Here is a 23,803-nt window from a genome sequence, read left to right on the forward strand (position 1 = left end):
CTCAGCCTGACAGGATAGATGGTCGAACGGATACACCTACACCTTTAGGAGCGTATGCTTCAATTTTCAATCCAGATCCTTTGACTGTAATCCAACCTAACCCGGAATAAACAATGTCACTGGCCTGATCAGTAATTTTAAACTCATGCTTGACCATTTCCAGTGCGCCTTGTTGCTCATCAGGAGGCGTAAGCAATGTTCCAGCATGCTGTTCATAAAGCTGATTGGCTTTTTCGTATTTTGTACGATGAATGGACAGTTCGTTGGAAACATAGCATACAAAAGATGTACGTTCCCCTTGCACGAAGTCCATTCTTCCGAGCCCTCCCAAAAATAACGTTTGTCCACTATTTAGTTGATAAACTTTTGGTTTTGCTTCTTTTTTTGGAGTAATCACTTTTAAACCCGCTTCAGAGACATAATGTGCCATTTGGTGGCGGTTAATAATGCCTGGAGTATCAAACATGGTTTGACCATCATCTAACGGAATATCTATCACATCTAACGTTGTACCTGGAAAATGTGAGGTTGTAATCAGCTGATCCGTATCACCTGCAAATTGCTTAATAAGCTGATTAATAAAAGAAGATTTCCCGACGTTTGTACACCCAACAATATAAACGTCTCTTCCCCCTCTTAGACGATCAATCTCTGCTGCAACATCTAGAACGCCCTCGCCCGTCTTCGTGCTCATGAGAGCTACTGATTTTGGAGTTAATCCAAGCTGCTTAGCAGAAAATTTAAGCCAATTCGTTACCTTATTTCGATTAATAAGTTTAGGTAGAAGATCAACCTTATTGCCGACTAGAAAGACATCGTTTTTTCCGGCAAACCGATTAAGCCCTGTCAGCCAGCTTCCATTAAAGTCAAACACATCGACAATCTTCACCACGAGTGCATCTTTTTCAGAAATTGTATTTAAAATTTTATAGAAATCATCATCCGTCAAAGAGACGTCCTGTACTTCATTATAATGTTTTAGCTTAAAACACCGCTGGCAAATGACTACATCTCTTTGCAAGGCAGACGCAGGTGCATAACCAAGCTTTTGTTTATCTTCTGTCTGTATTTGTATTCCACAGCCGCTACAATATATAGGCTGTGTGTCTACTCTTGATTCTCCCACTGGATCATTCCTTTCTTTCTCATCCATCTTAACACGAAACGTTCTGCCCTTCGATTTAAGAGGGTGAAGATTCCATCAGATTTAGCTACGGGTACCACAAGAATTGTCTGTAAACCAGCGCGGTTCCCACCCAGTACATCGGTAAAAATCTGATCTCCTACAACAACAGTCTCCTCGGGTTTCACATTCATCTGCAAGCAAGCCCTTAAGAAAGAACGTCTCATTGGTTTCTTTGCACTATGAATAAAAACCATTTCTTCGGGATCAGCAAAAGCCTTCACTCGTTTCTCCGTGTTATTTGAAACAATTGTCACCACCATATCGTGTTCTTTAATTCGCTTGACCCATTCCCGTACTTCTGGTGTGGCTTCTGGTCGGTCCCATTCCACTAATGTGTTATCTAAATCCGTAATAATAGCTCGTATGCCTTTTTGCTTTAATTGATCTAAATCAATTTCATATATACTCTGAACATATTGATTTGGCAAAAGCTTTTTAAACACTGCCTACACCTCAATTATCATATTAATTATCGCTTTTTCTATCAATGTAAAACTATACCTTCAACCACTCCTTAAATCAATGTTTTCCACGAAAAACAGTCCTAATAAACCTTTATTCAACGAATATGCATTAATTTTTTCGACATTTTCCGTCAATTTCCATTTTTGTGGATAACTTTATACACGATAAAAAACCACATCTGACAAGCTATCTATATATTTATTCACATGAAAATAACAGGTTATCCACGGTTTTCTGTGGACAAACGAACGATTGTTCTCGTGCGGATATCATGATAGGATTAAAAAAACTACAAAGATTATTTCATCGAGAGGTTCACCCATTTTAGACATACCATCTTTTAAGGGAGGTGACCCTGCTAGTGCACAATAGCAGGACAAGATGAAACATTTATCCGATGATCTTCTTATTGAAACGTACTATAAAGCGATTGAATTGGAGTTAAGTACGGAGTTTATTGAGTTAATTAAATTGGAGTTAACAAATCGTTCATTAGAAGCAAACATCAAACTTTCTTCCTAACATATCTAACACAAAAAAAGGAGCGCCATTACGGCTGCTCCTTTTTGTTTAACTTTGGACGAATTTTTATATATTCCCTTGGTGCAAACTCATCCTCGTAGAAACCACCAAGCTCACCCTGAATCTGCAATCCTCTTCTTTGCTCATTCCGTTTTTCCATTATGGCATGATCTGATATCCACCCGCACGCCAGCATAACTAGAAAGATTAATCCACAAACTGCTGCTTTTGTTCTTGTTTTCATTACATACACCCTAGATTGTTTATAAATCTAGTTTTGGACAAAATGCTTTAATCTATACATGTGAATTTTTCATTTCCGTTTAACCTGTTTCTTCATATTTAATAGAAAGTTAAAACCCCTGTTACATCAAGATAATCTTCCTTTTCTTTTAGGGTATACTTTGCTAGAGTCTAAGAAGAAGACATCACATTTTCAATTGTTTTTTAATGATACAGGGGGGGTTTCATGACAATCTTACATTGGGCAATACTTGCTCCATTTATTGGGGCATGCTTGATCCCATTCTTCTCTATTTATATAAAAAGAGTACATAGCGGTTGGGCTGTTTTAATTATACCTACTGCACTATTTCTTTACTTTATAGGGCTTCTTCCAACGACTTTAAGTGATCAATCGATTCAAAATACCATTCAGTGGGTTCCTTCATTGGGGATTAACTTCACTGCTTATGTCGATGGTTTAAGTCTTTTGTTCTCATTACTTATTACAGGGATAGGCGCACTTGTCGTCCTGTATTCTATTTATTATTTAGATAAAGGTAAGGAGTCACTGCAGCATTTCTATACATATTTATTAATGTTTATGGGTGCAATGCTTGGTGTTGTTCTGTCGGACAACTTAATTGTCCTCTATATTTTTTGGGAACTAACGAGCCTAGCCTCTGCACTATTAATTAGTTATTGGTACGGTCGAGAGAAATCCATTTATGGGGCACAAAAATCAATGCTAATCACTGTCTTCGGTGGCTTTGCTATGTTAGCTGGATTTTGTATTCTCTACGGTATAACTGGCACATTTAGCATTCGTGAAATCATTGGACAAGCTGACCTTATTAGTACTAGCGACCTTTTTCTGCCCGCAATGCTACTCGTTTTGCTTGGTGCTTTTACTAAATCGGCACAATTTCCTTTTCACATATGGCTGCCCGATGCGATGGAAGCACCAACTCCTGTCAGTGCATACCTACACTCAGCCACAATGGTGAAGGCAGGACTTTATTTAGTCGCACGATTAACACCTGTGTTTGCAGGAGTTCCGGAATGGTTTTGGATTTTAACCTTAGTTGGTCTGATGACCCTCTTATGGGGCTCTCTGTCCGCAGTAAGGCAAAAGGATTTGAAGGGCATCTTGGCGTTCTCAACCGTGAGTCAGCTTGGAATGATAATGCTACTCCTGGGGTTAGGATCAGCAGCCTATGCTACTGATACGGATCAAGCTGCGGCTTATTATTCAGTGGCTACCGTAGCGGCGATCCTTCATTTAATTAATCACGCAACGTTTAAAGGAAGCTTATTTATGGTAGCTGGTATCATTGATCATGAGACTGGTACACGAGATATTCGTAAACTAGGCGGGCTTATGTCGATTATGCCTGTTACATTTACCGTCTCACTGATAGGTCTCGCCTCCATGGCAGGTCTGCCTCCGTTTAATGGATTTATCTCAAAAGAAATGTTCTTTACTGGAATGCTTCATGCTATTCGTTTCGAAGGCTTTAACGTGGGAACATGGGCAGTGATCATCCCTGTATTCGCTTGGATAGCTAGCATTTTCACCTTCTTATATTGTGCCATTATGTTTGTAAAAACCTTTCTTGGTTCTTACAAACCGGAGCAGCATGAAAAGAAAGCACACGAGGCACCTATTGGTATGTTAATTAGTCCTGTTTTATTAGGTTCACTTGTTGTAACGCTTGGACTTTTCCCAAACCTACTTTCAGACAGACTAATTAAACCAGCAGTCACTGCGATTACGCCTGCCCTGTCTGAAAACAATGAATTTGAAGTAAAGCTCTCCATGTTTCACGGATTTAACCTTGAACTAGCCATGACCATTGGAGTGGCTATACTCGCTCTTTTGCTACTCTATTTCATGAAAAACTGGCAAGGGCTCAAGCTCTATCAACAAGAGCGTGATCCGATTAACCATCTGTATGATCATGGATTAGATGGCTTAATTTCTAGTTCGCAGATCACAACACGTCTTCAAATGACTGGAAGGCTTCGTGATTATTTTAGCTATATGGCCGTATTTATTGTGCTACTTGTTACATATACGGCATTAAGAAGTGGCGCATTTATATTCAGCGTCAACCACAGTGCAGAAATCCCTTATTTTGTATGGGTTCTTGCCATTATTTTTATAGGCGCTGTACTAAGTATTCTGTTTATCCGAAAGCGGATGACTCTTATTATTATGGTTGGCATGATTGGTTTTCTAATGGCGCTGTTTTTTGTTATATTCCGCGCACCGGATTTGGCATTGACACAGCTGTTAATTGAGACCGTGTCGATCTTACTATTTATGCTTGCTTTTTACCATTTGCCTGAGCTGCCTAAAGAGACAGCCAAACAAGGGTTGGTTATACGTAACCTTTTAATATCTGGGGCTGTTGGTCTCATTGTTGCGACCATGGGCATCAGTTCATTCTTGATGGGACAAGAGCTTAGTCTTGCCTCTGTTTCTGAATATTTTATTGAAAACAGTAAGGAGCTTGGCGGGGGCTATAACATGGTCAATGTCATCCTGGTTGACTTTCGTGGATTAGATACGATTCTTGAAGGATTGGTCCTCGCGATTGCAGCTCTTAGTGTTGTTGCAATGATTAAACTTAGATTAAAGGAGGGTGAAGACACATGAGGAAGCCGACTGACTCGAATGACACCCTACTTCACGTTTTAACTCGTGTGGTTGTGGTATTTGTCTTCGCCTTTTCTATTTACTTGTTTTTTGCAGGTCATAATCAACCAGGAGGTGGCTTTATTGGCGGACTGATGACCGCCTGTTCCGGCTTGCTTCTGTATCTTAACTTTGATCGACAGAAGATAAAAAAGGCGATACCCTTTGCGTTTACCTCCTTTATTGCGGTAGGTTTAATGCTTTCATTAGGAACTGGTATGTGGAGTATGTTGTTTAATGATGACCCGTATTTAACTCATTACTTTGATTACTTTACCATTCCTTTTTTTGGAGAGATTGAATTAACCAGTGCCCTACCCTTTGATCTTGGTATTTACCTTATCGTTGTAGGTATCGCCATGACGATTACTCTTACGATTGCGGAGGATGATAACTAATGGAAATACTTATGTCCATTGTTGCGGGCGTGCTGTTTATGGTTGGTACGTATCTGCTGCTCTCTAAAAGTCTGCTCAAAGTGGTCATGTCTCTGGTCTTGCTTTCACATGGTGCCCATTTGCTTCTGCTTACAACAAGAGGACTAAATACCGGTGCGGCTCCATTATTAAACATGGGTGAAACGGCATTTACAGATCCACTACCACAGGCGATGATCTTAACAGCCATTGTTATAAGCTTTGGAGTCACCGCATTTCTTTTAGTACTTGCTTATCGAACCTATAAAGTGCACAAAACAGACGACTTAGAAAAATTAAGAGGTTCTGCCGATGAATAATATACTGATACTACCTGTGTTAATCCCTGTTTTCATGGGAGCATTACTTATACTTTTTCAAAAAAAACCAATGGTACAAAGAATACTTAGTTCCATCACCGTCTTGTTAACACTCGCCATTTCTGTCTACTTAGCTATACTGGTTTATCAACGTGGAATTCTTACTTTAGAGTTTGGGGATTGGCAAGCACCATTTGGCATTGTGTTTGTTGCCGATTTATTTGCAACATTTATGGTGGTGCTCTCCTCTTTAATTGGAGCGATTTGTTTATTCTATGGCTTTACTACCCTCTCTAAAAAAAGAGAAGCCTACTTCTATTACCCGTTCTATCTATTCTTGCTTACGGGAGTAAATGGAGCGTTTTTAACGGGGGATCTTTTTAACCTATTTGTTTTCTTTGAGGTCATGCTCATTGCCTCCTATATTTTAATAGTATTTGGAGGAACAGGTTATCAACTGCGTGAGTCGTTCAAATATGTCATCATTAATGTATTCGGCTCTATCTTATTCCTTGTTGCTGTCGCGTATATTTATGGTGTTACTGGAACGGTTAACATGGCCCACTTGGCACAGCGTACTGCTGAGATAGGACAAACTGGAGCCTTACAGGTTGGGGCCATCATTCTACTCATTGTTTTTGCAATGAAGGGGGCTTTATTCCCACTCTATTTCTGGCTTCCCAGATCGTATTATGGACCACCAGCTGCGGTAGCGGCTCTCTTTGGTGCCTTACTTACTAAGGTAGGGATTTATGCCATTATTCGTGTGTTTACGTTAATCTTTAATCAGGATGTCAGCTTTACTCATACACTGATTTTAATTCTTGCTGGATTAACGATGTTCTTTGGAGTCCTTGGGGCGGTCGCTCAATATGATTTCAAACGAATTCTAGCCTACCATATTATTAGTCAGGTAGGTTATATGGTGATGGGACTTGGTTTATACACAAAACTAGCCATCGCTGGAGCGGTTTATTATATTGCTCATCACATTATCGTGAAGGCTGCATTGTTTTTGCTTGCCGGTGTAACACAACATGTCACAGGAACTACGGATCTTAAAAAAATGGGAGGGCTATTAAAAACTCACCCTTTACTTGCATGGATGTTCTTTATTTCAGCTATTTCACTTGCTGGCATTCCGCCATTAAGCGGATTCTTCAGTAAATTGCCTTTAATTCTTGATAGTATGACAACTGGGCACTACATTATTGGTGGTGTTGCCTTATTAGTAGGCTTACTGACTCTGTTTTCCATGTTAAAGATATTTATTTATGTGTTTTGGGGCAAACAAACGCACACGGAAGAGCAAGCTAAGATTTCAACATGGCGACTTTTGCTACCAATTATGCCGCTAGTTGCACTCAGCATTATTCTTGGATTTGCAGCTGAACCAATCTTTACGTATTCACTTGAAGTTGCCGAGCAATTACTTTCACCAGATGATTATATAAATGCAGTATTAGGAGGGTAAACAAATGGGTGTACAACTAATTATTAATATCATAGTCGCCTTTAGCTGGATGCTATTTACAAACAGCTTCTCCCTCTCTGACTTCACGATTGGTTATCTCATAGGGCTTGCCACCCTTTTACTGTTTCAGCGGTTCTATGGATTTCGACTCTATCTCCACCGAGTGTGGGCGATTATCAAACTCCTCGTGCTGTTTTCAAAGGAACTAGTAAAAGCAAACATTGACGTTCTAAAAGTTGTTCTTTCTCCTAAGATTCAAGTTCAATCAGGTATTATTGCGGTCCCTACCCAATTACAAACGGAGGGTGAGGTAACACTATTAGCGGTTTTAATTACATTAACTCCTGGCACGTTATCCATGGATTTTTCGGAGGACAACAAGACGATTTTTGTACATGCTTTGGATATAGATAACCGCGAGGAAATGATAAAAGGTTTTCATGATACGTTTGAACGAGCAATTATGGAGGTGACTCGCTAATGTTTGCAGTTGTTGTTGCCTTTGTTCAAATTATACTAGCTATTTCGATGTTACTTTGTTTTGTTCGTGGCTTGCTAGGTCCAACTACCTTTGACCGCATTGCAGCTCTTGATACCTTTGGATTAATCCTTGTTGGTTTTATTGGAACGATTATGATTAGTCAGAGTTCACTTGCATATTCTGAGGTGATCCTCGTTATTGGTATCCTTGCCTTTGTTGGTTCGGTCGCTATGTCTAAATTCTTAGAGAGAGGTGATCTATTTGAGCATCACTGAATGGGTTCTTTCACTGTTTTTGGTGAGCGGTTCCTTGTTTTGCCTTCTTGCTGCAATAGGAATAAATCGATTTAAAGACGTGTACACACGGCTTCATGCAGCAGGTAAGAGTTCTACGCTTGGGACCATTCTTCTGCTAATTAGCGCCTTTTTTTATTTTTTGCTTGAGCAAGATATGTTTGTAGGAAAGATTCTGCTAACGTTGCTCTTTATTTTTCTTACCGCTCCCATGGCAGCGCTTATGATTGCCCGCTCAGCACATCGAGTAGGGATTCCTCAACACGATCCAAAGGCATTCGACGATTTAAAGAAAACGTATAAAAAATAAATGGAAGAGTCTGAGGAAGAATTTTATAACGAATAGAAAAGCTGAACAATGTTGGAGTCAGATCCATTCAATTGTTCAGCTTTTTTGTATTGTCGCTCCTAAAATACACCTTGCTTGTATAAGTACATGGAAGAATTGGAGGGGATCTGTGTAATGGTTCTTCGGCTGCCGCTCCCAAAAATGGGGGCACGCTTACCGCGGGGAGGTACCTGAAAAATGATCTTTAGAAGACTGCGAACGTTCTTAAATTGTTTAATGCAGATCGTTAGCGAAAGGAGAACCCGAAGACTCCTGCGGAACAGAACGCGGCAGACCGACATCGAAGTGGTGGTTTTCCACTTAGAGGGCTGAGGCCGTTCCCGCGGAAAGCGTAGGGTTCTCCTGTAGCGGCGCCATTCAGCTCATTCATGACTTTTTCAGTGGCCTCCTCTACATCCCGCAGGTGTCAGCCCTCCATTTCCGTCCGCTTGATGAGTGGCAGGCATCAAGTTTATGAGAGATTACTCATGCGTCTTTTTGTATATAAGATATAGTTTGTGCCTACCACATATTCTTTTTGACATATATATAGAGTACTCATCCAAACTCAGTGCTCTTGAATCCAAATGACAAACTAAGTATGCCAACTGAATAAAGGTATGTGAGTATTAACCAGCGCAGTGCATTTCCGAAGCGTAGCCTATCTCACCTTCCTAAAATAAAGAGACCCAAACGATGATTTGTTTGATCAGCATCATCGTTTGGGTCTTTATGAGATGAACACATGTAGGTCGCAGGCTATTCTTATAGCGAAACCGATCCTATTTTTTCTCCCATTTTTATTTCCTTGGGTGTTTGTTGATGAGTGAGTGCGATCATATCCTTTGTAAAGAGCAAGACAATGGTTGAACCGAAAGAGAAGTATCCAACTTCTTCTCCTTTTTTTAGAACCTCCGAATCATGCGTTAATTCGATTGTATTAATATTCATGGCTCCTACCTTAACCATGGCCATCGTTCCGAATTTCGACTTGATTTCGGAAATAATTCGGAAATTTCCTGATAAAGGTTTTTTGCCATATTTCATTCCTAAGTGATTTACAGGATAAGAGGTGTTACCCAGTTTCCAGCGTTCGAGAACTGTCCCTGAAAGAGGTGCATGGAAACGATGATAATGGCTCGGACTTAGGTAAAGGACCATATACGTTCCTTCCTTGTAAAAGGATGCAGCTTGCTCTGAACCAAGCATATCAACAATCGTATAACGTTGCCCTTTAACCTCAAAACAGCTGTCAGCTTGTAACTCCCCCTGCTCTGCTAACACACCATCAACCGGACTGACAACACTATGCCCTTCCTGATCTACCTCTCTCTTCCCTTCTTTTAACTCTCTAATAAAAAATGAGTGTAGACTATTATATTGTTTTATTGGTAAACTGGCTTCTTTTAGATCTATTTTAAACGCTTTAACAAACAAAGGTACAAACGGCTTGCTATATGTTGACTCCGCAAAGCTTTTTAGCCTTTTAGATAAAAAAGGTCCATTGCTCAATTCTACGCATGAGCAAAAAAACCATCGAAAACCCCTCATCATTCGTGCCCCCATCGATCTGATTCATCAGACTCTGTTTCTATTCTCTTGATCTCATGCTATAATTATATATTAATACAGTTTTTTGTAACTGTGTAGTGCTCATGGCACTTATAAAGGAGTGTGAACGAAGGTGTTCCTATTACAACGACTTGACTCTTCTTTCAGGAAGATTAAGGGTCAAATTGCTAACGCCTTAACACTAATTAATCTCGGTTTTGGAGCTTTAGCTATAATTTATGTATTTCACGATCAATTGCGTGTTGGTTTATTACTTATCGCGATTGCTGCTGTATTTGACCGTTTAGATGGTGCCGCAGCAAGAAAGTTTAACACGACCTCTGAATTGGGTAAGCAACTCGATTCACTTAGTGATATTATATCATTTGGCGTAGCACCTGCGATGTTAATGTATCAAGCTGTTCTTTATGAATTTGGTGTGACCGGTGCAATCTTTGCCATCATATATATTATGTGTGGTGCGTTGAGACTTGCCCGCTTTAATATCACTGAATCTCATGGCTATTATGTCGGTCTACCGATAACAGCCGCTGGTTGTATTCTGACATTTCTAACCCTATTCGTCAATTACATGCCACTTTATGTGTTTATGTTTGTCACGATTGGTCTCTCTCTTCTAATGGTCAGTCCATTCCGTGTTCGTAAAATCTAGCTTAATGTCATAGATTGTTTGTAACAGGTGGACGCTTATGAAGCGTCCATTTCTCTTTATTCAATGATTTTTGCTAAAAAATGATAAAAAAGTCTCTATTAAGCGTTTATTTAACCCAAATGTCTTGACACCACTAGGATTCATGAGTAAATTTGAAGTGCAGGTTATAATAAAACTTGTCAGAAACAAGATTGTTATCACGATTTTGTGCTAATAATCTTTTCTAACTTAAGGAATGAAAGGGAGTTTTCTCATGAACAAAACTGATTTGATTAACGCAGTATCAGAGCAAGCTGATCTATCTAAGAAAGATGCTTCTAAAGCTGTAGACGCTGTATTTGAAAGTATTACTACTTCACTAGTTGAAGGTGGAAAAGTACAACTTGTTGGATTTGGTAGCTTTGAAGTACGTGAGCGTTCTGCACGTAAAGGCCGCAACCCGCAAACTGGAGAAGAAATCGAAATTCCAGCAACAAAAAATCCTGCATTCAAGCCAGGTAAACAACTTAAAGACGCAGTTAACTAATCATTACTTAGAAGCAGGAAGTGAATGGTTCCCTTCTTATTAATGAGAATAGCAATTAAATAGAAAACCACTAGGGGTGCATGTTTGCTGAGAGAGGCTTTGCCTTAACCCTAATTACCTGATCTAGTTAGCACTAGCGTAGGAAAGTGGCACTTGATACACCATACATAGTACAGTATGGTTCAGCTATTGAACTAATGTGCACACCGCTTCTTACTAAAGAAGCGGTGTTTTTTTGGGGAGGAATTGATGATGAGTAGTTTAATTGATCTTCTTAGTCAAGTAGACGAGAGAGAAGATGAACTAACGGCTTTAGTACAAAAGCTCGTATCCTATCAGACCGTTAGCCCACCTGCGAGAAACTCAGCTTCTATTCAGTCATACATAGCTCAATACTTAACCAAGCTTTCATATACCGTCAATCAATGGGACGTGTATCCTGGTGACCCTAATGTTGTCGCAACCAGAAAAGGCCAAATGAGTAATGACTACCAAAGCCTTATTCTAAATGGTCATGTGGATGTTGCATCTATCTCAGAAGATGAACCTTGGGAGACTCCCCCATTTGAAGCAGTCATTAATCAAAGACACATCTACGGGCGTGGAACAGCGGATATGAAAGGCGGGCTTGCAGCGTGTCTCTTTGCTTTGAAGCTGTTACATGAATCCAATTACCCGCTTAATGGGGATCTCATACTTCAATCTGTTGTAGGTGAAGAAGCTGGTGAGGCAGGAACGAAACAATGCTGTGAACGAGGCTACACGGCTGACTTTGCTATTGTGGCTGATACAAGTCAAATGCAAATACAAGGTCAAGGTGGTGTAATCACTGGCTGGATTACCCTGCAAAGCCCTACTACGCATCATGATGCGCAGAGAAGGCAAATGATTCATGCAGGCGGGCAGCTTCAAGCTGCAAGTACCATTGAAAAGATGGCTAAACTAATTGGTAGCCTTCAGGAGTTAGAACGTCACTGGGCGGTCACTAAGCACTACCCTGGCTTTCAACCAGGAACAAACACCATCAACCCAGCAGTCATTGAGGGTGGCCGTCATGCTGCCTTTATTGCCGATAAGTGCTCTCTTTGGATCACAGTACATTTTTACCCTAATGAGAGCTATGATACTGTCGCTAAAGAAATCGAGGAGCATGTGCTTGCAACGGCCGCTGCAGACCCTTGGATGAAAGAGCATCCGCCAACTTTTCTTTGGGGCGGGAACTCTATGATTGAAGAACGTGGTGAGGTTTTCCCCTCTCTTTCAATTGATGAAGAGTCTTTAGCTATCAACATGTTAAAGCGTGCCCATCACCACATCTTAAAGACAGAAGCACTTATTTCAATGTCTCCATCTGTAAATGATGGTGGTTGGCTTGGAGATGCTGGAATTCCGACAGCCATCTATGGTCCAGGACAATTAGCACATGCACATGCCGTGAATGAGCGCATTTCCATTGATGAACTGGTACAGTACACAAAAACCATCTTAACGTTTATTACCTCCTGGTGTAACACCAAACGGGAGAAGAAGTGAGGCGAAAATCATGACTATTCACACAGCTCTAACCATAGCTGGAACCGACCCAACTGGCGGTGCAGGAATCCAAGCCGATTTAAAAACATTTCAAGAAAGAGAAGTCTTTGGCATGAGCGTGATTACATCGGTTCTCGCTCAAAATACAACCGGTGTCAAGAAGATTGAGCATATGTCACTTGAACTCATTGAAGCCCAGCTTCAAGCCGTTATAACTGATATATCCCCGTCAGCGGTAAAGACTGGTATGATAGCAACACCTGCCATGATGGAACTGTTAGCAGACTATGTAAAAGATTTAAATGTACCCTATATTTGTGATCCCGTGATGATAGCCAAAAGCGGAGATCCATTAATGGATGAGCATTCACGTCAATCAATGCAACGGACACTCATTCCTCACGCAACGATCGTTACGCCAAACATTCCTGAAGCGCAGGATTTAACTGGACTGACAATACAATCTATTGCTGATATGGAGCGTGCAGCAAAAATGATCGTAACCGAATTTGGAGCAAAAGCAGCCGTTGTGAAAGCTGGGTATCTACATGAGCACTCTACTGATGTTCTTTATGCAAATAATCAGATTACCCACTTGCATGCACAACGGACGAATACGATTCATCTACACGGTACAGGCTGTACATTCTCAGCAGCAATAACCGCTGAACTCGCTAAAGGTTATTCACTTGAACAAGCCGTCTCCACTGGTAAATCATTTATCAGCGATGCAATCTCCTATACGTTAGAACTTGGAAAAGGAAACGGGCCAACAAACCATTGGGGCTACCGTTTAAAAGGATTACCAAAATCATAATTTACTAGTAGGAGTGAGCACATGTCATTTACACAATATCTTCGGGAAAAAGCAGATTCCATCTGGCAAGCTAATCACAAGCACCCTTTTGTTCAAGAAATTGGATCTGGGACATTAGACATAGAGGCCTTCAAATACTATATGAAACAAGACTACCTATACCTTATTGAGTACTCTCGTGTATTTGCTCTTGGTGCTGTGAAAGCACCGGATTTAGAAACAATGGCCATATTCTCCAACTACCTGCAATCAACGTTAAATGAAGAGATGGCCCTGCACCGATCCTATGCGAAGCGATTAGGAATCTCTGAAGAAGAATTAGAAAATGAAGAGCCAGCCGCTACAACACTCTCTTATAGCAGCTATATGATTAGTGAAGCCCAAAAAGGCTCCCTCGCTCATTTGATTGCTGCAATTCTTCCATGTGCCTGGAGCTATGCAGAGATTGGTCAAACATTAGCTACCATTCCAGGAGCCATGGACCACCCTAATTATGGCGAATGGGTTCAAATGTATCAATCAGAGGAATTTGCGGAAATAGCTAACTGGCTAAAGCAGCAACTCGACTCCCTAACAGCATCTGTTAACGAAAAAGAAAAAGAGCAACTTGAGGCAATCTTTATTCGTTCCAGTCAGTTTGAATATCTCTTTTGGGAAATGTCTTATCAGCAAAGATCCTGGACCTAGTTATTTCTTTTCGTATTCCTGAAAATGTGTTCCCCTTTTGCCCTACCTGCATAAGCTATCCTATGCTTGTGAAAGGTGGTGTCAACATGGGTGAGTTCGAAGGTGGAAAAGGCGGCTACGGCGGTGGCTTTGCGTTTATCATTGTATTGTTCATCTTGCTTGTAATTATTGGAGCAAGTTACGTATACTAGTACTAGTCCATTAAAAAAAAGAGTCTCTTTTTGAGACTCTATTAGCTTGTTGACATTTACTGTCGACAAGCTTTTTATTTGTGATGATTGACCTCTGTGTTTAGCGTTAGGCTTTTAGAACGTGTTCGTTCATCAATTCAAACCATAGCCTATAGCCTTCATCATTTGGATGAACCCCATCAATTAAAAAATCGTCAGTGCTTTCTTCTCTACCGTCAAGTTCATTCACCCATGCACTATAACTATCAAAATAGTTCCAGCCTGACTCAATAATAAATTCTCGCGATTGCTCCACATACGTCTCATACTCTTTATTATTTAATACCGATGAGAATGTAGACTCACTAATAGGGTTTGGTGAAACCCAAATAACTAACGTATCAGGTAGATCTTGTTCGACCATTGAAACGACCTCTTCTATGGATTGCTTTGTCACATCAAACGGTTCCTCATGGAAATAGCTATTAATCACACTTGTTTCAAAGATTATGACCTCTGGTTCTAAATCAATTACGTCTGCAACAACGTTCTCTTGTAGCAAATCCGCTACTTTAAATCCACTTACTCCATAATTATGGACCTCTACATTTGACAAATCCCCTGAAGCATTTAATTCTTTTTCAAGAAGGGCCGGCCAAGTGAACTCATAAGCACTCGCACCTTGACCTTCAGATACACTGCTTCCAGTCACTGCGATGTCTAACTCCCCCGCGTCCCCAGCCCTCTCCATAAGTTCCTCTTCAATAGTCATTCCGCTATCCGCTTTACTAAATAAAGGGTTACTATCAGGAATCGCCCCTTCATCACTCTGTGTATTTTGATTATCCTCTCTTGTCAAAAGCCCTGTTACAAGTAGAAGAATCATCAAGCTTGCAATACCTAAACCAAACCATATCTTTGTACGTTTAGAAGCTTTAATAATGAATCAATCCTTTCAAAAATAATGACCGTAACAAATAAAAAGCCATAAGAGAACGGGCTTCCCCTCTTATGGCTTTTTCTATGAACGTTAAGCGACCTACTTTTTAACGTTCGTTTGAAGGTAACACTGAACGTAGTAGTTCAATTTGTGTTATTAGTTCTCTTCTTACGCAAGCATTACTTGATCGCTCTTTTATCAAACGTGACAATTCACGTTTCATAATTTGAACTTCAACTTTATCCAGCATACACATGGCCCCTTTTAGCCTTCACTATGTTATAACCGAATTGAACCAAGCGTAAACCCTTTTTAGTGTTCATTTATGAACGTATAAATTCTTTGGAGAATTTATCTAAAAACACAACATTCTGTTTTGTTACTTTTCTAAATTTACATACATCACTATGTATATCTGCTACATGCACCATTTTTCGATGCATAGCGCTATCAACCGAATCCTTACAAAAGGCCACCATTGCCCGTAATGACTCTTGTACATGTGGTGGAATTGAGTAGTTTTTTACGATGCCCTTATGAATTATTAGTATATATTTATACGCTTCTGCATTGTACTGCATTAGACTACTCCTTTTCGACTATTTTATTTCTATATTATGTATTTTAACGATTATCCATAAAATATACAAGAGAAATAACAAAATAAATAGGAAAAAAGACATACAAATAAAACACAACTTTAGATAGTGTAGGTTCTTTTTGATTATTAAATTAATGAATCTATATACCTATAATAATTCTGTTGTTTTTATTTATAGTTTTTTACATTAAAAAGACAAGAGGCTCAAATTCTTACCTCTTGTCTACACATTTATTTATATGGTTTAGTTGAATATTATAAAAAATATTTGATTAATTTGTCACAACTCATTAAAGGCTAGCATACGTTAAATTGAGTAATAAAAGATACGTTTAACCATGTAGCTTTTGCCTAATATTATCATAACTGCTACTAATCCAGTGCAGTAAGGTCACTCAATTTAGTTGATGTTGTCCTTTGCTAATCTTGATACTTATAGTATGAAAATCCTGTTCCAACAATAATTAAAAGGATGAACAAAATGATAATTAAGGTGTAATTGTTTCTAGCTTTGTTATCATTTAATGGCACATCATCTAAGGATTTCTCAGGCGCGGGTGCCTCCTCCACAGGGTTTTCAATTATAGGTGTATCTACTTCTTCTGTTGGGGAATCCTCCGTCGTCTCTGTTTCTTCAGTCTCCTCAGTCTCTTCGGTCTTCTCTGATTCAGGAGTATTATTTTCAGCAGGTGCGCTAGGACTCCTTAGTTCATCTATTTTTTTTTGGAAACGAGGATCTCTTTTTACTCGCTTTTCGAACTTCTTTAGCATACTCATTATAGTTGCAGTCCTTCGATTCTATCAACTTCAAGAATTAGCGTATATCCTTCATCCTGTGTGAAATAAACAAGACCATTATCTTCGTCATAACTAGAAAACCAGATATCCTCATAGACATTTCCATTTTTCAAAAAGAGATAATCTACAAAATATCCTGGTAGTAATTTCTCAAGAATTGATTCGACCCCTTTTTTATCATGTTTCTTTTTCTTATGATCATCACGTTTGCAATCTCTCTTGTGATCATCTCTATCATGCTTCCCTCTCTCTTCCCCACTTCTACCATGCATAACATTATCCCAGCTCATACTAAATTCCCCTTTACATTTTAATTTTTTGTTACTGTACATTCTATGAACAAATAAAATTAATGCATGGGGGGACTTTCTGATTTAAAAACACATTTGTTTTTCTTATGCATTTTCTAAAAGTAGTTTACTAGATATGCTAAGGGGACAAACCCATTTATTTCAGCCAAAGAAAAAATCCAAACAATAGCGATTAGATCTAACCGCCACTGTTCGGATGATACGATTAATGTCTCTATACAATTTGCATGTCTCAGCCTTTTCCCTTGCTCTGCTTATAAAACTCATGAAATAACTTCATTAATGCTCTTTTCTCAATTCGCGACACATAGCTTCTGGAAATCCCAAGCTCTTTCGCAATCTCACGTTGCGTACGCTCTTCCTCTAGACTTAGACCAAATCGCCCAACGATCACTTCTTTTTCCCGTTCGTCTAATACATGAATGAATTCGTAGATTTGTTTTTTTTCCATTTTTGTTTGGATAACGTCCACGATATCATCGGCATCCTCTTGGAGTACATCGATAAGAGTGATTTCGTTTCCTTCTTTGTCCGTTCCAATTGGATCGTGCAAGGAAACATCTTTCCGCACCTTTTTTAATGCTCTTAAATGCATCAGAATTTCATTTTCAATACACCGCGCCGCGTATGTGGCAAGCTTTGTGCCCTTTCCGTCCGAATAGCTTTCAATTGCTTTGATGAGACCAATCGTTCCAATTGAGATGAGGTCTTCCGTATCCTCTCGAGTGTTCTCAAATTTTTTGACAATATGTGCAACTAAGCGTAAGTTGTGTTCAATAAGTAAATTACGTGCCTCGGGATCCCCTTCTGCCATTCTGGCTAAGTATTTACGCTCATCCTCTTTTTTTAACGGCTGGGGAAACGCGTTATTTTTTACATAGGATACAAACACAACCACTTCTTTAACAAAAAAAGAGATTGCCGCTAAGATTCCTGACACCAGCCCACCTCCCTCATATCTGTCTCTTATTCATATGCAGAAGTGGGCTTGCTCGTGTCTGTACTTATTAAATTACATTGATGAGTCATGACCATGAGCTTTAAACTAGGCTTTTCACGCAGACGCAGTACATTTACTAAAAAATATAAAAGCCATAAAAAAACCCCCTTATTACAGGAGGATTCGAATTCCACTATCAATTCTTCTTTTGTACAACACCTAAGGTAAAGCCATCATAGCCTTTGCTTCCTACAGTTTGAATAGCTGTGGAATCTATGTCTTCTGATTCGTTAAGTAGGTCTATAAATTGACGAACACCATGAATTCGCTCATCGTTACTTCTGTGGTCTGTCACTTCTCCATTCCGGACCACGTTATCTCCAATAATGACAGCACCATCTGCGGCTAGTTTAAGTGCCCATTTTAAATAGTGCGGGTTATTAGGTTTGTCAGCATCAATAAAAATAAAATCAAATGGACCGTAGCCCTTATCTTCTAACGTAGGAAGTATTTCGAGTGCCGGACCATTAAGGATTTCTACCTTGTGCTCAAGCTCCGCCTCCTGAATGTTTTGCCTAGCTGTTTGAGCATGATGCTCACTTAATTCTAACGACACAATATTCCCATCTTCCGGCAAACCACGACCCATCCAGATTGTACTGTATCCACCCAACGTACCGATTTCTAAAACACGTTTTGGCTTACTCATCTTTACAAGAAGGTGCAGCAGCTTCCCTTGTGTAGCTGACACATCAATCTCTGGTAATCCTGCCTGTCGATTTCTAGTGAGAACCGTATCCAAGAATGAATCGCTTGTTAATAGCTTTTCCTGAAAATAATGATCTACCTCTGACCATGTCCGTCTATTCATTTGAATCCCTCCTCGAAATATTCTATACACTATCCGAACAAACAAGAATCCCAATTTGAAAAAAATGGACAATCAACCTGTCCGTCTTCACTCTTATTTCTGTGTATCTTGCAGCTGTGCCTCTTCGTCTACAACCAATAATTCCGTATTATTAATGGAGCCAAAGGAAGAAAAAGTACCTGCTTTATATAGCAATTCAGAGATACTGGTATTCTCAATCTTTAAATACCCTTCTCTATATTTAAGTACATGAAGGATAACACGAATACTTAGTCCGTGTGAGACAATATATACATCTTGATGTCCTTTCTCTAAGGCATCATCAACAATGGCTTGCAGAGCGGCAAATAACCTTTCTGTATAGGCCTTCCAATCTTCTGCTTCCGGATCTAGGATAGATACGGTTTGACAGATTTCATCGATTTCAGCTTCTGCTCTGGAAATGCCCTCTCTATCCTTCTGGCCTAATTCTTCACGAACCTTATTCCATAATATTGGGTTAGGTCCTCCCTCAAATGTGCCAAAATACATTTCACGCAACCCTTTTGATGTGATAAGCTCTAGATCTGTTTTCTCACTATGTTCACGTATTAGAGTCGCTGTCTCAATGGCTCGTCCACTATCACTAGAATAAATGGCATCAATTCTACGGCTTTTTAGGCCTTTACCTAAACGTGCTGCAACGGTCCGTCCTTCTTCTGTTAAAGGGGTATCGCTCCAGCCTTGTACCTTATCTTGAAAGTTAAAAATGGTTTGCCCATGTCGTATTAAGTGTAGTGTAAGATCATGTTCTGTTTCCATAAGAAGTGCCTCCTAATATAAAACCTTTTTAATTCTTCTTAAATAAATGATACACCCGAAGTCCACCAACAGCAAATGAGAAAGAAGTCTCTTAAACTTGTTCTCCCACTCTTTTGTTTTGCGTAAGGAAGAAAAAGCACCCTAGTGCAATAAAACAAGTGCTAAACAAAATGAGTCCCATAGGTATAGCGGTAGCCACGGAGAATCCCGCAAGTGGTGCTACAAGCCCCCCTATCAGCAATGGAAATAGTCCAAGCAGTGCACTTGCAGTCCCCGCTCGGTGTCCTTGCTCCTTTATTCCTAGGGTGTACGATGTGGTCAAAATCATGCCCATACAGGTCATGTAAATAAAAATCGGAATAACAATAAACGCAAGTGGTGGTTCTATCAGCGTCATAATTAATAAAAAGGCAGTTGCTACAGTCGCCATAATGACAGCCAATCTTAAAAAGACTCTCTCTTCAATAACATCTGCAAACCTGCCAACCATCCAAGTTCCCATAATGATAGCTAGTCCATTAATGCCGAATAATAGACTAAAGGTTTGCGGTGATACTCCATAAATTCCTTGATAAACAAATGGGGTACCTGATACGTATGCGAAACTCCCCCCATGAGCAAATCCTAAGGTTAAGGCATAGCCGATAAATGAACGATCTCTAAATAACTCACCATATGATTTGAGCGTAAATTTGAACGAGCTTGGTGTTCTTTTTTCTGGGGGGTGACTTTCTTTGAGTTTCCAAAAAACCATGATAACAATAATGATACCTATTAGTGAAAGAAAATAAAAAATCTCACTCCAGCCCGTGTAAGGTAATAACAAAATCGCCCCACCAAGGATTGGTGCAACGAGTGGTGCTACGGCATTAATAACCATTAATAATGCAAAAAACTTTGTTAAATGCTTACCACTAAAAACGTCTCTCACAATTGCCCGAGAGATAACTATGCCCCCCGCTGCCGTGAACCCCTGCATAAATCGCCCAGCTATAAACCAACTTATGTTCGGAGCAAGTGCACAAATAATTGAAGCAACGGCAAACAATATTACAGATATGTATAAGGGGGTAAGCCTTCCTTTTGAGTCACTGATAGGACCAATAAAAACCTGACCAACTGCTAACCCAAACAAGCACGCTGTTAGACTTAATTGAACGAGTGACTCTCTAGCTCCAAGATCTGATGCAATCTCTGGGAAACTAGGCAAATACATATCAATATTTAACGGACCGAGCACAGCCAACATGCTTAATAAAAAGGCTAGTGCCAACCTTTCTTTCCCTTTAGGGTTGTGTACCATGAACCTACCTCTCCCTCTACCAACAATCTTTTCTTTTTCTCTTTTTATAAATCAGTGTTAGTCTACGTGAGGAAGGCGTAGCTGTCCAGTAGAGTGCTTGATGCCAGACACTTTATTTTGTGTAGCGATTTGCATAGCAGCTAGCAACAAATGAGTCGGGTTTGATCTTTGCTTCAAGCCCTGAAGACTCAATTCTGCCTCTCATCTCCCTGACAAATTCGCGAGTACGATTCCTCTTTCCCGCACCAATGTCAATATGACCTTCAATAGTAAATGTTGCTCCCTCATAAATGTGAGGAAGGATAATATTTATTAATTCTGTTTTATGTGACTCTGTAAACATAGCTGCCACTTCCTCTGTAAGTGTGGTTTCATAGGATATTCGCTCATGCAAGTTATTCATTTTACGATTCACAACCGTTTTACTTGCGCAAGCCCAAACCCCATAACCCAGCCTTTGTATAACAATTCCAGAGATAAAACGAGTGAATCGCGGATGAACCTGCGAGTCTGTTCCGAGCATTAATTTATACTGCGCCTGTGGCTGCTGGTTCATAAAGCTTATGATATGGTCAAATACCTGTTCAAATAACATACCTTTTTCCTGCAGGTTATAGAAGTGTCTAAGCTCCATCCACTTGTCGCTCCTTATCCTCTAATCCATGATATGTTAGTATATGCACTTTCAAGAATTCATGACGCAAAACGAGTTTTATCAATAATTAAGAAAAAGTGAAGACAACTTGAGGCTATTTTAAACCTACTAACACTCTTATACACTTGATGCCTGCCACTACATCAAGCGGACGAAAATGGGGGCCAACACCTGCGGGATATAAAGGTTCATTGAGATAAATCGACGTAGTCGAGTTAGCTCAGGTACTCCCGCGGTAAGCGTGCCCCCATTTTCGGGAGCGGCAGCCGAAGAACTCATATTAGATTCCCTCCAATTCCTCCATGTACTTTTTCTGGAGCGACATCTATCCTTGTTTTTTTTCATACAATAAAAAAAGCTGAACAATGATTGTTCAGCTTTTCTATCAATTTTAATAATTCTGTTCTAGCCTCAGTCTCTTAATTACGTCGGGAACTTTTCCATTATGACTGTAACCATAGAAGCAAAGTACTCTGCATCCGAAGCAGAAGATGTCATTATACAATTGTTAATTGCTTTCTTTAATCAACACATTAAAAACATTGGTACTTTTATATCTTTTACGCTTCTAACTCTTGTGTGTCCAATCGTTTTGTTGGATCTTGGTATACTGACGTATCAATTTGTTTTGTAACCTTACTGGTAAACAAGCCTGATACCATACTACCACTAACATTCACTGCTGTACGTCCCATATCAATAAGAGGCTCAACAGAGATTAACACACCTGCTAAAGCAATTGGAAGGTCAAGAGCAGACAATACAAGGATTGCTGCAAAGGTTGCTCCTCCACCAACACCTGCAACTCCAAATGAGCTAATGGCTACAACAAAAATTAAAAAGAATAAGAAATCTGGAGCTAATGGATTGATACCAACTGTCGGTGCGATCATAACCGCAAGCATCGCAGGGTAAATACCTGCACATCCATTTTGACCGATAGAAAGTCCAAACGAACCAGCAAAGTTAGCGATCCCTTCAGGTACACCTAATTGCTTTTGTGTTTGGATGTTCATCGGCAATGCTCCGGCACTTGTTCTTGAGGTAAACGCAAATGCCAAAACCGGGAATGCTTTTTTCAAATAGGTAAGTGGATTTAATCCAATCACAACCAAAATCAATAAGTGAACCAAAAACATGATAATTAGTGCTACATAAGAGGCTGCCACAAATTCTCCTAACGTGGCAATTGCATTTAAATCACTAGTTGCCACCGTACGAGTCATAATGGCTAGCACTCCAAATGGAGTTAAACGAAGAATTAATGTAACAATTCTCATCACAATCGCATGAAGCGTTTCAGTTATTTTGGCAAAATGCTCGGCTTGTTCAGGTTGCTTTCTTTTGATACCAAGATAAGCTAAACCTAAAAATGCAGCAAAGATTACGACAGCAATGGTTGATGTTGCACGCTGACCAGTAAAATCAAGAAAAGGATTCGAAGGAATGAGTGCAATAATTTGCTGTGGCAATGTGTCTGCTTCAATTCCTTGAGATGTTTCTTCAAGTGAAGTACCTCGAGCTATCTCAGCGTCTCCTTGTATAATTTGCTCTGCATTTAAGTTAAAAACAGATGCTGAAGCTATGCCAATAATGGCTGCAATGGCTGTAGTAGCCACTAACGTTCCAATAATAAGTGCACTAACTTTTCCAAGATTGCTTGTAAGCGTCAAACGTGTAAAAGCTGACAAAATAGAAATAAATACAAGGGGCATAACAATCATTTGCAAAAAGCGTACATAACCGGAACCAATAATGCTCATCCAATCCGTAGCTGTTTCAATCACAAAAGAATCTGGTTCAAAAAGAAATTGTAGTGCAAGTCCAAAAAGAATACCTAATCCAAGACCAGTAAATACACGCTTTGAGAATGATATATGCTTCTTCTGCATGTAGAACAAAAGTCCAACAAATCCTAATAAGATAGCTAAAATAATAAGTACAAATAAAATATCCAGTGCAGTTCACTCCTTAAATAATTTCAATAGGCTTTGTTATCTTAATCCCGTTAATCGTATCTGTCAAGTAGGGATAATGGATTTTATTCAGACTTGCTTAGTTTATGAGTTATTATTTGATTTAGTCAAACAATCTACTTTCTTTATAAACAATAAACATACTAAGAACTACAAAGAACTATATCTTTCTGATAAAAAGAGGCTACTGAAAAAGTCATCAAGAAATGAGCTTATGCACCGCTACAGGAGAAAACTTCGCT

28 protein-coding genes and 1 riboswitch are annotated in these 23,803 nt (G+C 39.6%); of the genes, 14 read left to right on the forward strand and 14 right to left on the reverse strand.

The window, feature by feature from the left end:
• Position 1 precedes the first annotated feature (1 nt).
• Positions 2 to 1,126, reverse strand: a complete 1,125-nt coding sequence (yqeH, locus tag FN960_RS10660) for a ribosome biogenesis GTPase YqeH (protein ID WP_260681980.1) — start codon at positions 1,124 to 1,126, stop codon at positions 2 to 4.
• Entirely contained in the window at positions 1,108 to 1,629 is a 522-nt protein-coding gene (locus tag FN960_RS10665) for a YqeG family HAD IIIA-type phosphatase (protein WP_143848689.1), read from the reverse strand. Before FN960_RS10665 ends, yqeH begins: the two co-directional genes overlap by 19 nt.
• Positions 1,630 to 2,032: 403 nt before the next feature.
• Between FN960_RS10665 and FN960_RS10670 the strand changes: the two genes are divergently transcribed.
• Positions 2,033 to 2,173, forward strand: coding sequence for a sporulation histidine kinase inhibitor Sda (locus FN960_RS10670; RefSeq protein WP_143848690.1), 141 nt, complete (start codon positions 2,033 to 2,035; stop codon positions 2,171 to 2,173).
• Between the two features lie 28 nt (positions 2,174 to 2,201).
• Here FN960_RS10670 and FN960_RS10675 read toward each other — a convergent pair whose 3' ends face one another.
• Positions 2,202 to 2,417 (reverse strand): hypothetical protein, encoded by a 216-nt coding sequence (locus tag FN960_RS10675; RefSeq protein ID WP_143848691.1) that lies wholly within the window; start codon positions 2,415 to 2,417, stop codon positions 2,202 to 2,204.
• A gap of 225 nt (positions 2,418 to 2,642) precedes the next feature.
• Between FN960_RS10675 and FN960_RS10680 the strand changes: the two genes are divergently transcribed.
• Genes FN960_RS10680 through mnhG form a run of 7 tightly spaced genes read left to right on the forward strand, consistent with a single transcriptional unit; the run spans position 2,643 to position 8,390 of the window.
• On the forward strand, positions 2,643 to 5,057 hold the full coding sequence (locus FN960_RS10680; RefSeq protein WP_143848692.1) for a Na+/H+ antiporter subunit A: 2,415 nt from the start codon (positions 2,643 to 2,645) through the stop codon (positions 5,055 to 5,057).
• Positions 5,054 to 5,494 (forward strand): Na(+)/H(+) antiporter subunit B, encoded by a 441-nt coding sequence (locus FN960_RS10685; protein ID WP_143848693.1) that lies wholly within the window; start codon positions 5,054 to 5,056, stop codon positions 5,492 to 5,494. Before FN960_RS10680 ends, FN960_RS10685 begins: the two co-directional genes overlap by 4 nt.
• Positions 5,494 to 5,832: a Na(+)/H(+) antiporter subunit C gene (locus FN960_RS10690; protein ID WP_143848694.1), complete on the forward strand. Its 339-nt coding sequence runs from the start codon at positions 5,494 to 5,496 to the stop codon at positions 5,830 to 5,832. Before FN960_RS10685 ends, FN960_RS10690 begins: the two co-directional genes overlap by 1 nt.
• A complete protein-coding gene (locus FN960_RS10695) occupies positions 5,825 to 7,306 on the forward strand; it encodes a Na+/H+ antiporter subunit D (RefSeq protein ID WP_143848695.1) in 1,482 nt (493 codons plus the stop codon). The genes FN960_RS10690 and FN960_RS10695 overlap by 8 nt, the downstream gene beginning before the upstream one ends.
• A gap of 4 nt (positions 7,307 to 7,310) precedes the next feature.
• Entirely contained in the window at positions 7,311 to 7,787 is a 477-nt protein-coding gene (locus FN960_RS10700) for a Na+/H+ antiporter subunit E (RefSeq protein WP_143848696.1), read from the forward strand.
• The gene (locus FN960_RS10705; protein ID WP_143848697.1) at positions 7,787 to 8,062 is read left to right on the forward strand and encodes a Na(+)/H(+) antiporter subunit F1; all 276 of its coding nucleotides are present in this window, start codon (positions 7,787 to 7,789) and stop codon (positions 8,060 to 8,062) included. Before FN960_RS10700 ends, FN960_RS10705 begins: the two co-directional genes overlap by 1 nt.
• The gene (gene mnhG / locus FN960_RS10710) at positions 8,049 to 8,390 is read left to right on the forward strand and encodes a monovalent cation/H(+) antiporter subunit G (protein WP_143848698.1); all 342 of its coding nucleotides are present in this window, start codon (positions 8,049 to 8,051) and stop codon (positions 8,388 to 8,390) included. The genes FN960_RS10705 and mnhG overlap by 14 nt, the downstream gene beginning before the upstream one ends.
• A gap of 783 nt (positions 8,391 to 9,173) precedes the next feature.
• Here mnhG and FN960_RS10715 read toward each other — a convergent pair.
• On the reverse strand, positions 9,174 to 9,962 hold the full coding sequence (locus FN960_RS10715; RefSeq protein ID WP_260681981.1) for a phosphatidylserine decarboxylase: 789 nt from the start codon (positions 9,960 to 9,962) through the stop codon (positions 9,174 to 9,176).
• A gap of 130 nt (positions 9,963 to 10,092) precedes the next feature.
• Between FN960_RS10715 and pssA the strand changes: the two genes are divergently transcribed.
• The 6 genes from pssA (at position 10,093) to FN960_RS10745 (ending at position 14,386) form a co-directional block, all read left to right on the forward strand.
• A complete protein-coding gene (gene pssA / locus FN960_RS10720; RefSeq protein WP_143848699.1) occupies positions 10,093 to 10,632 on the forward strand; it encodes a CDP-diacylglycerol--serine O-phosphatidyltransferase in 540 nt (179 codons plus the stop codon).
• Between the two features lie 253 nt (positions 10,633 to 10,885).
• A complete protein-coding gene (locus FN960_RS10725; RefSeq protein WP_143848700.1) occupies positions 10,886 to 11,158 on the forward strand; it encodes a non-specific DNA-binding protein Hbs in 273 nt (90 codons plus the stop codon).
• A gap of 62 nt (positions 11,159 to 11,220) precedes the next feature.
• A riboswitch (TPP riboswitch) is annotated at positions 11,221 to 11,320 on the forward strand.
• A gap of 90 nt (positions 11,321 to 11,410) precedes the next feature.
• Positions 11,411 to 12,691 (forward strand): acetylornithine deacetylase, encoded by a 1,281-nt coding sequence (locus FN960_RS10730; RefSeq protein ID WP_143848736.1) that lies wholly within the window; start codon positions 11,411 to 11,413, stop codon positions 12,689 to 12,691.
• 7 nt (positions 12,692 to 12,698) lie between these two features.
• The gene (gene thiD, locus FN960_RS10735) at positions 12,699 to 13,508 is read left to right on the forward strand and encodes a bifunctional hydroxymethylpyrimidine kinase/phosphomethylpyrimidine kinase (protein ID WP_143848701.1); all 810 of its coding nucleotides are present in this window, start codon (positions 12,699 to 12,701) and stop codon (positions 13,506 to 13,508) included.
• 21 nt (positions 13,509 to 13,529) lie between these two features.
• A complete protein-coding gene (tenA, locus tag FN960_RS10740; protein WP_143848702.1) occupies positions 13,530 to 14,195 on the forward strand; it encodes a thiaminase II in 666 nt (221 codons plus the stop codon).
• A 62-nt stretch (positions 14,196 to 14,257) separates the two neighbouring features.
• Positions 14,258 to 14,386, forward strand: a complete 129-nt coding sequence (locus FN960_RS10745; RefSeq protein WP_438799873.1) for a YjcZ family sporulation protein — start codon at positions 14,258 to 14,260, stop codon at positions 14,384 to 14,386.
• A gap of 106 nt (positions 14,387 to 14,492) precedes the next feature.
• On the opposite strand, the gene FN960_RS10750 is transcribed toward FN960_RS10745, so the two are convergent.
• From FN960_RS10750 to FN960_RS10795, 10 genes are all read right to left on the reverse strand, one after another.
• On the reverse strand, positions 14,493 to 15,251 hold the full coding sequence (locus FN960_RS10750; protein ID WP_260681986.1) for an SGNH/GDSL hydrolase family protein: 759 nt from the start codon (positions 15,249 to 15,251) through the stop codon (positions 14,493 to 14,495).
• Positions 15,252 to 15,628: 377 nt separating this feature from the next.
• Entirely contained in the window at positions 15,629 to 15,886 is a 258-nt protein-coding gene (locus tag FN960_RS10755) for a hypothetical protein (protein WP_143848705.1), read from the reverse strand.
• A gap of 440 nt (positions 15,887 to 16,326) precedes the next feature.
• A complete protein-coding gene (locus FN960_RS10760; protein ID WP_260681982.1) occupies positions 16,327 to 16,683 on the reverse strand; it encodes a YjcZ family sporulation protein in 357 nt (118 codons plus the stop codon).
• Positions 16,683 to 16,994, reverse strand: coding sequence for a hypothetical protein (locus FN960_RS10765; RefSeq protein ID WP_143848706.1), 312 nt, complete (start codon positions 16,992 to 16,994; stop codon positions 16,683 to 16,685). Before FN960_RS10765 ends, FN960_RS10760 begins: the two co-directional genes overlap by 1 nt.
• Positions 16,995 to 17,247: 253 nt before the next feature.
• Complete coding sequence (gene sigK / locus FN960_RS10770; protein WP_143848707.1) at positions 17,248 to 17,955, reverse strand: RNA polymerase sporulation sigma factor SigK; 708 nt, start codon at positions 17,953 to 17,955, stop codon at positions 17,248 to 17,250.
• A 196-nt stretch (positions 17,956 to 18,151) separates the two neighbouring features.
• Positions 18,152 to 18,826 carry an O-methyltransferase gene (locus FN960_RS10775; protein WP_143848708.1) on the reverse strand — a complete coding sequence of 225 codons (675 nt, stop codon included), beginning with the start codon at positions 18,824 to 18,826 and terminating at the stop codon, positions 18,152 to 18,154.
• Positions 18,827 to 18,919: 93 nt separating this feature from the next.
• Positions 18,920 to 19,627: a histidine phosphatase family protein gene (locus FN960_RS10780; RefSeq protein ID WP_143848709.1), complete on the reverse strand. Its 708-nt coding sequence runs from the start codon at positions 19,625 to 19,627 to the stop codon at positions 18,920 to 18,922.
• Between the two features lie 91 nt (positions 19,628 to 19,718).
• Positions 19,719 to 20,930, reverse strand: a complete 1,212-nt coding sequence (locus tag FN960_RS10785; RefSeq protein ID WP_143848710.1) for a multidrug effflux MFS transporter — start codon at positions 20,928 to 20,930, stop codon at positions 19,719 to 19,721.
• A gap of 112 nt (positions 20,931 to 21,042) precedes the next feature.
• Positions 21,043 to 21,564 carry a ribonuclease H-like YkuK family protein gene (locus FN960_RS10790; protein ID WP_143848711.1) on the reverse strand — a complete coding sequence of 174 codons (522 nt, stop codon included), beginning with the start codon at positions 21,562 to 21,564 and terminating at the stop codon, positions 21,043 to 21,045.
• A gap of 581 nt (positions 21,565 to 22,145) precedes the next feature.
• On the reverse strand, positions 22,146 to 23,477 hold the full coding sequence (locus FN960_RS10795) for an L-cystine transporter (protein WP_143848712.1): 1,332 nt from the start codon (positions 23,475 to 23,477) through the stop codon (positions 22,146 to 22,148).
• Positions 23,478 to 23,803: the final 326 nt, after the last annotated feature.

The sequence above is a fragment of the Alkalicoccobacillus porphyridii genome (assembly GCF_007293315.1).
GTDB lineage: Bacteria > Bacillota > Bacilli > Bacillales > Bacillaceae_D > Alkalicoccobacillus > Alkalicoccobacillus porphyridii.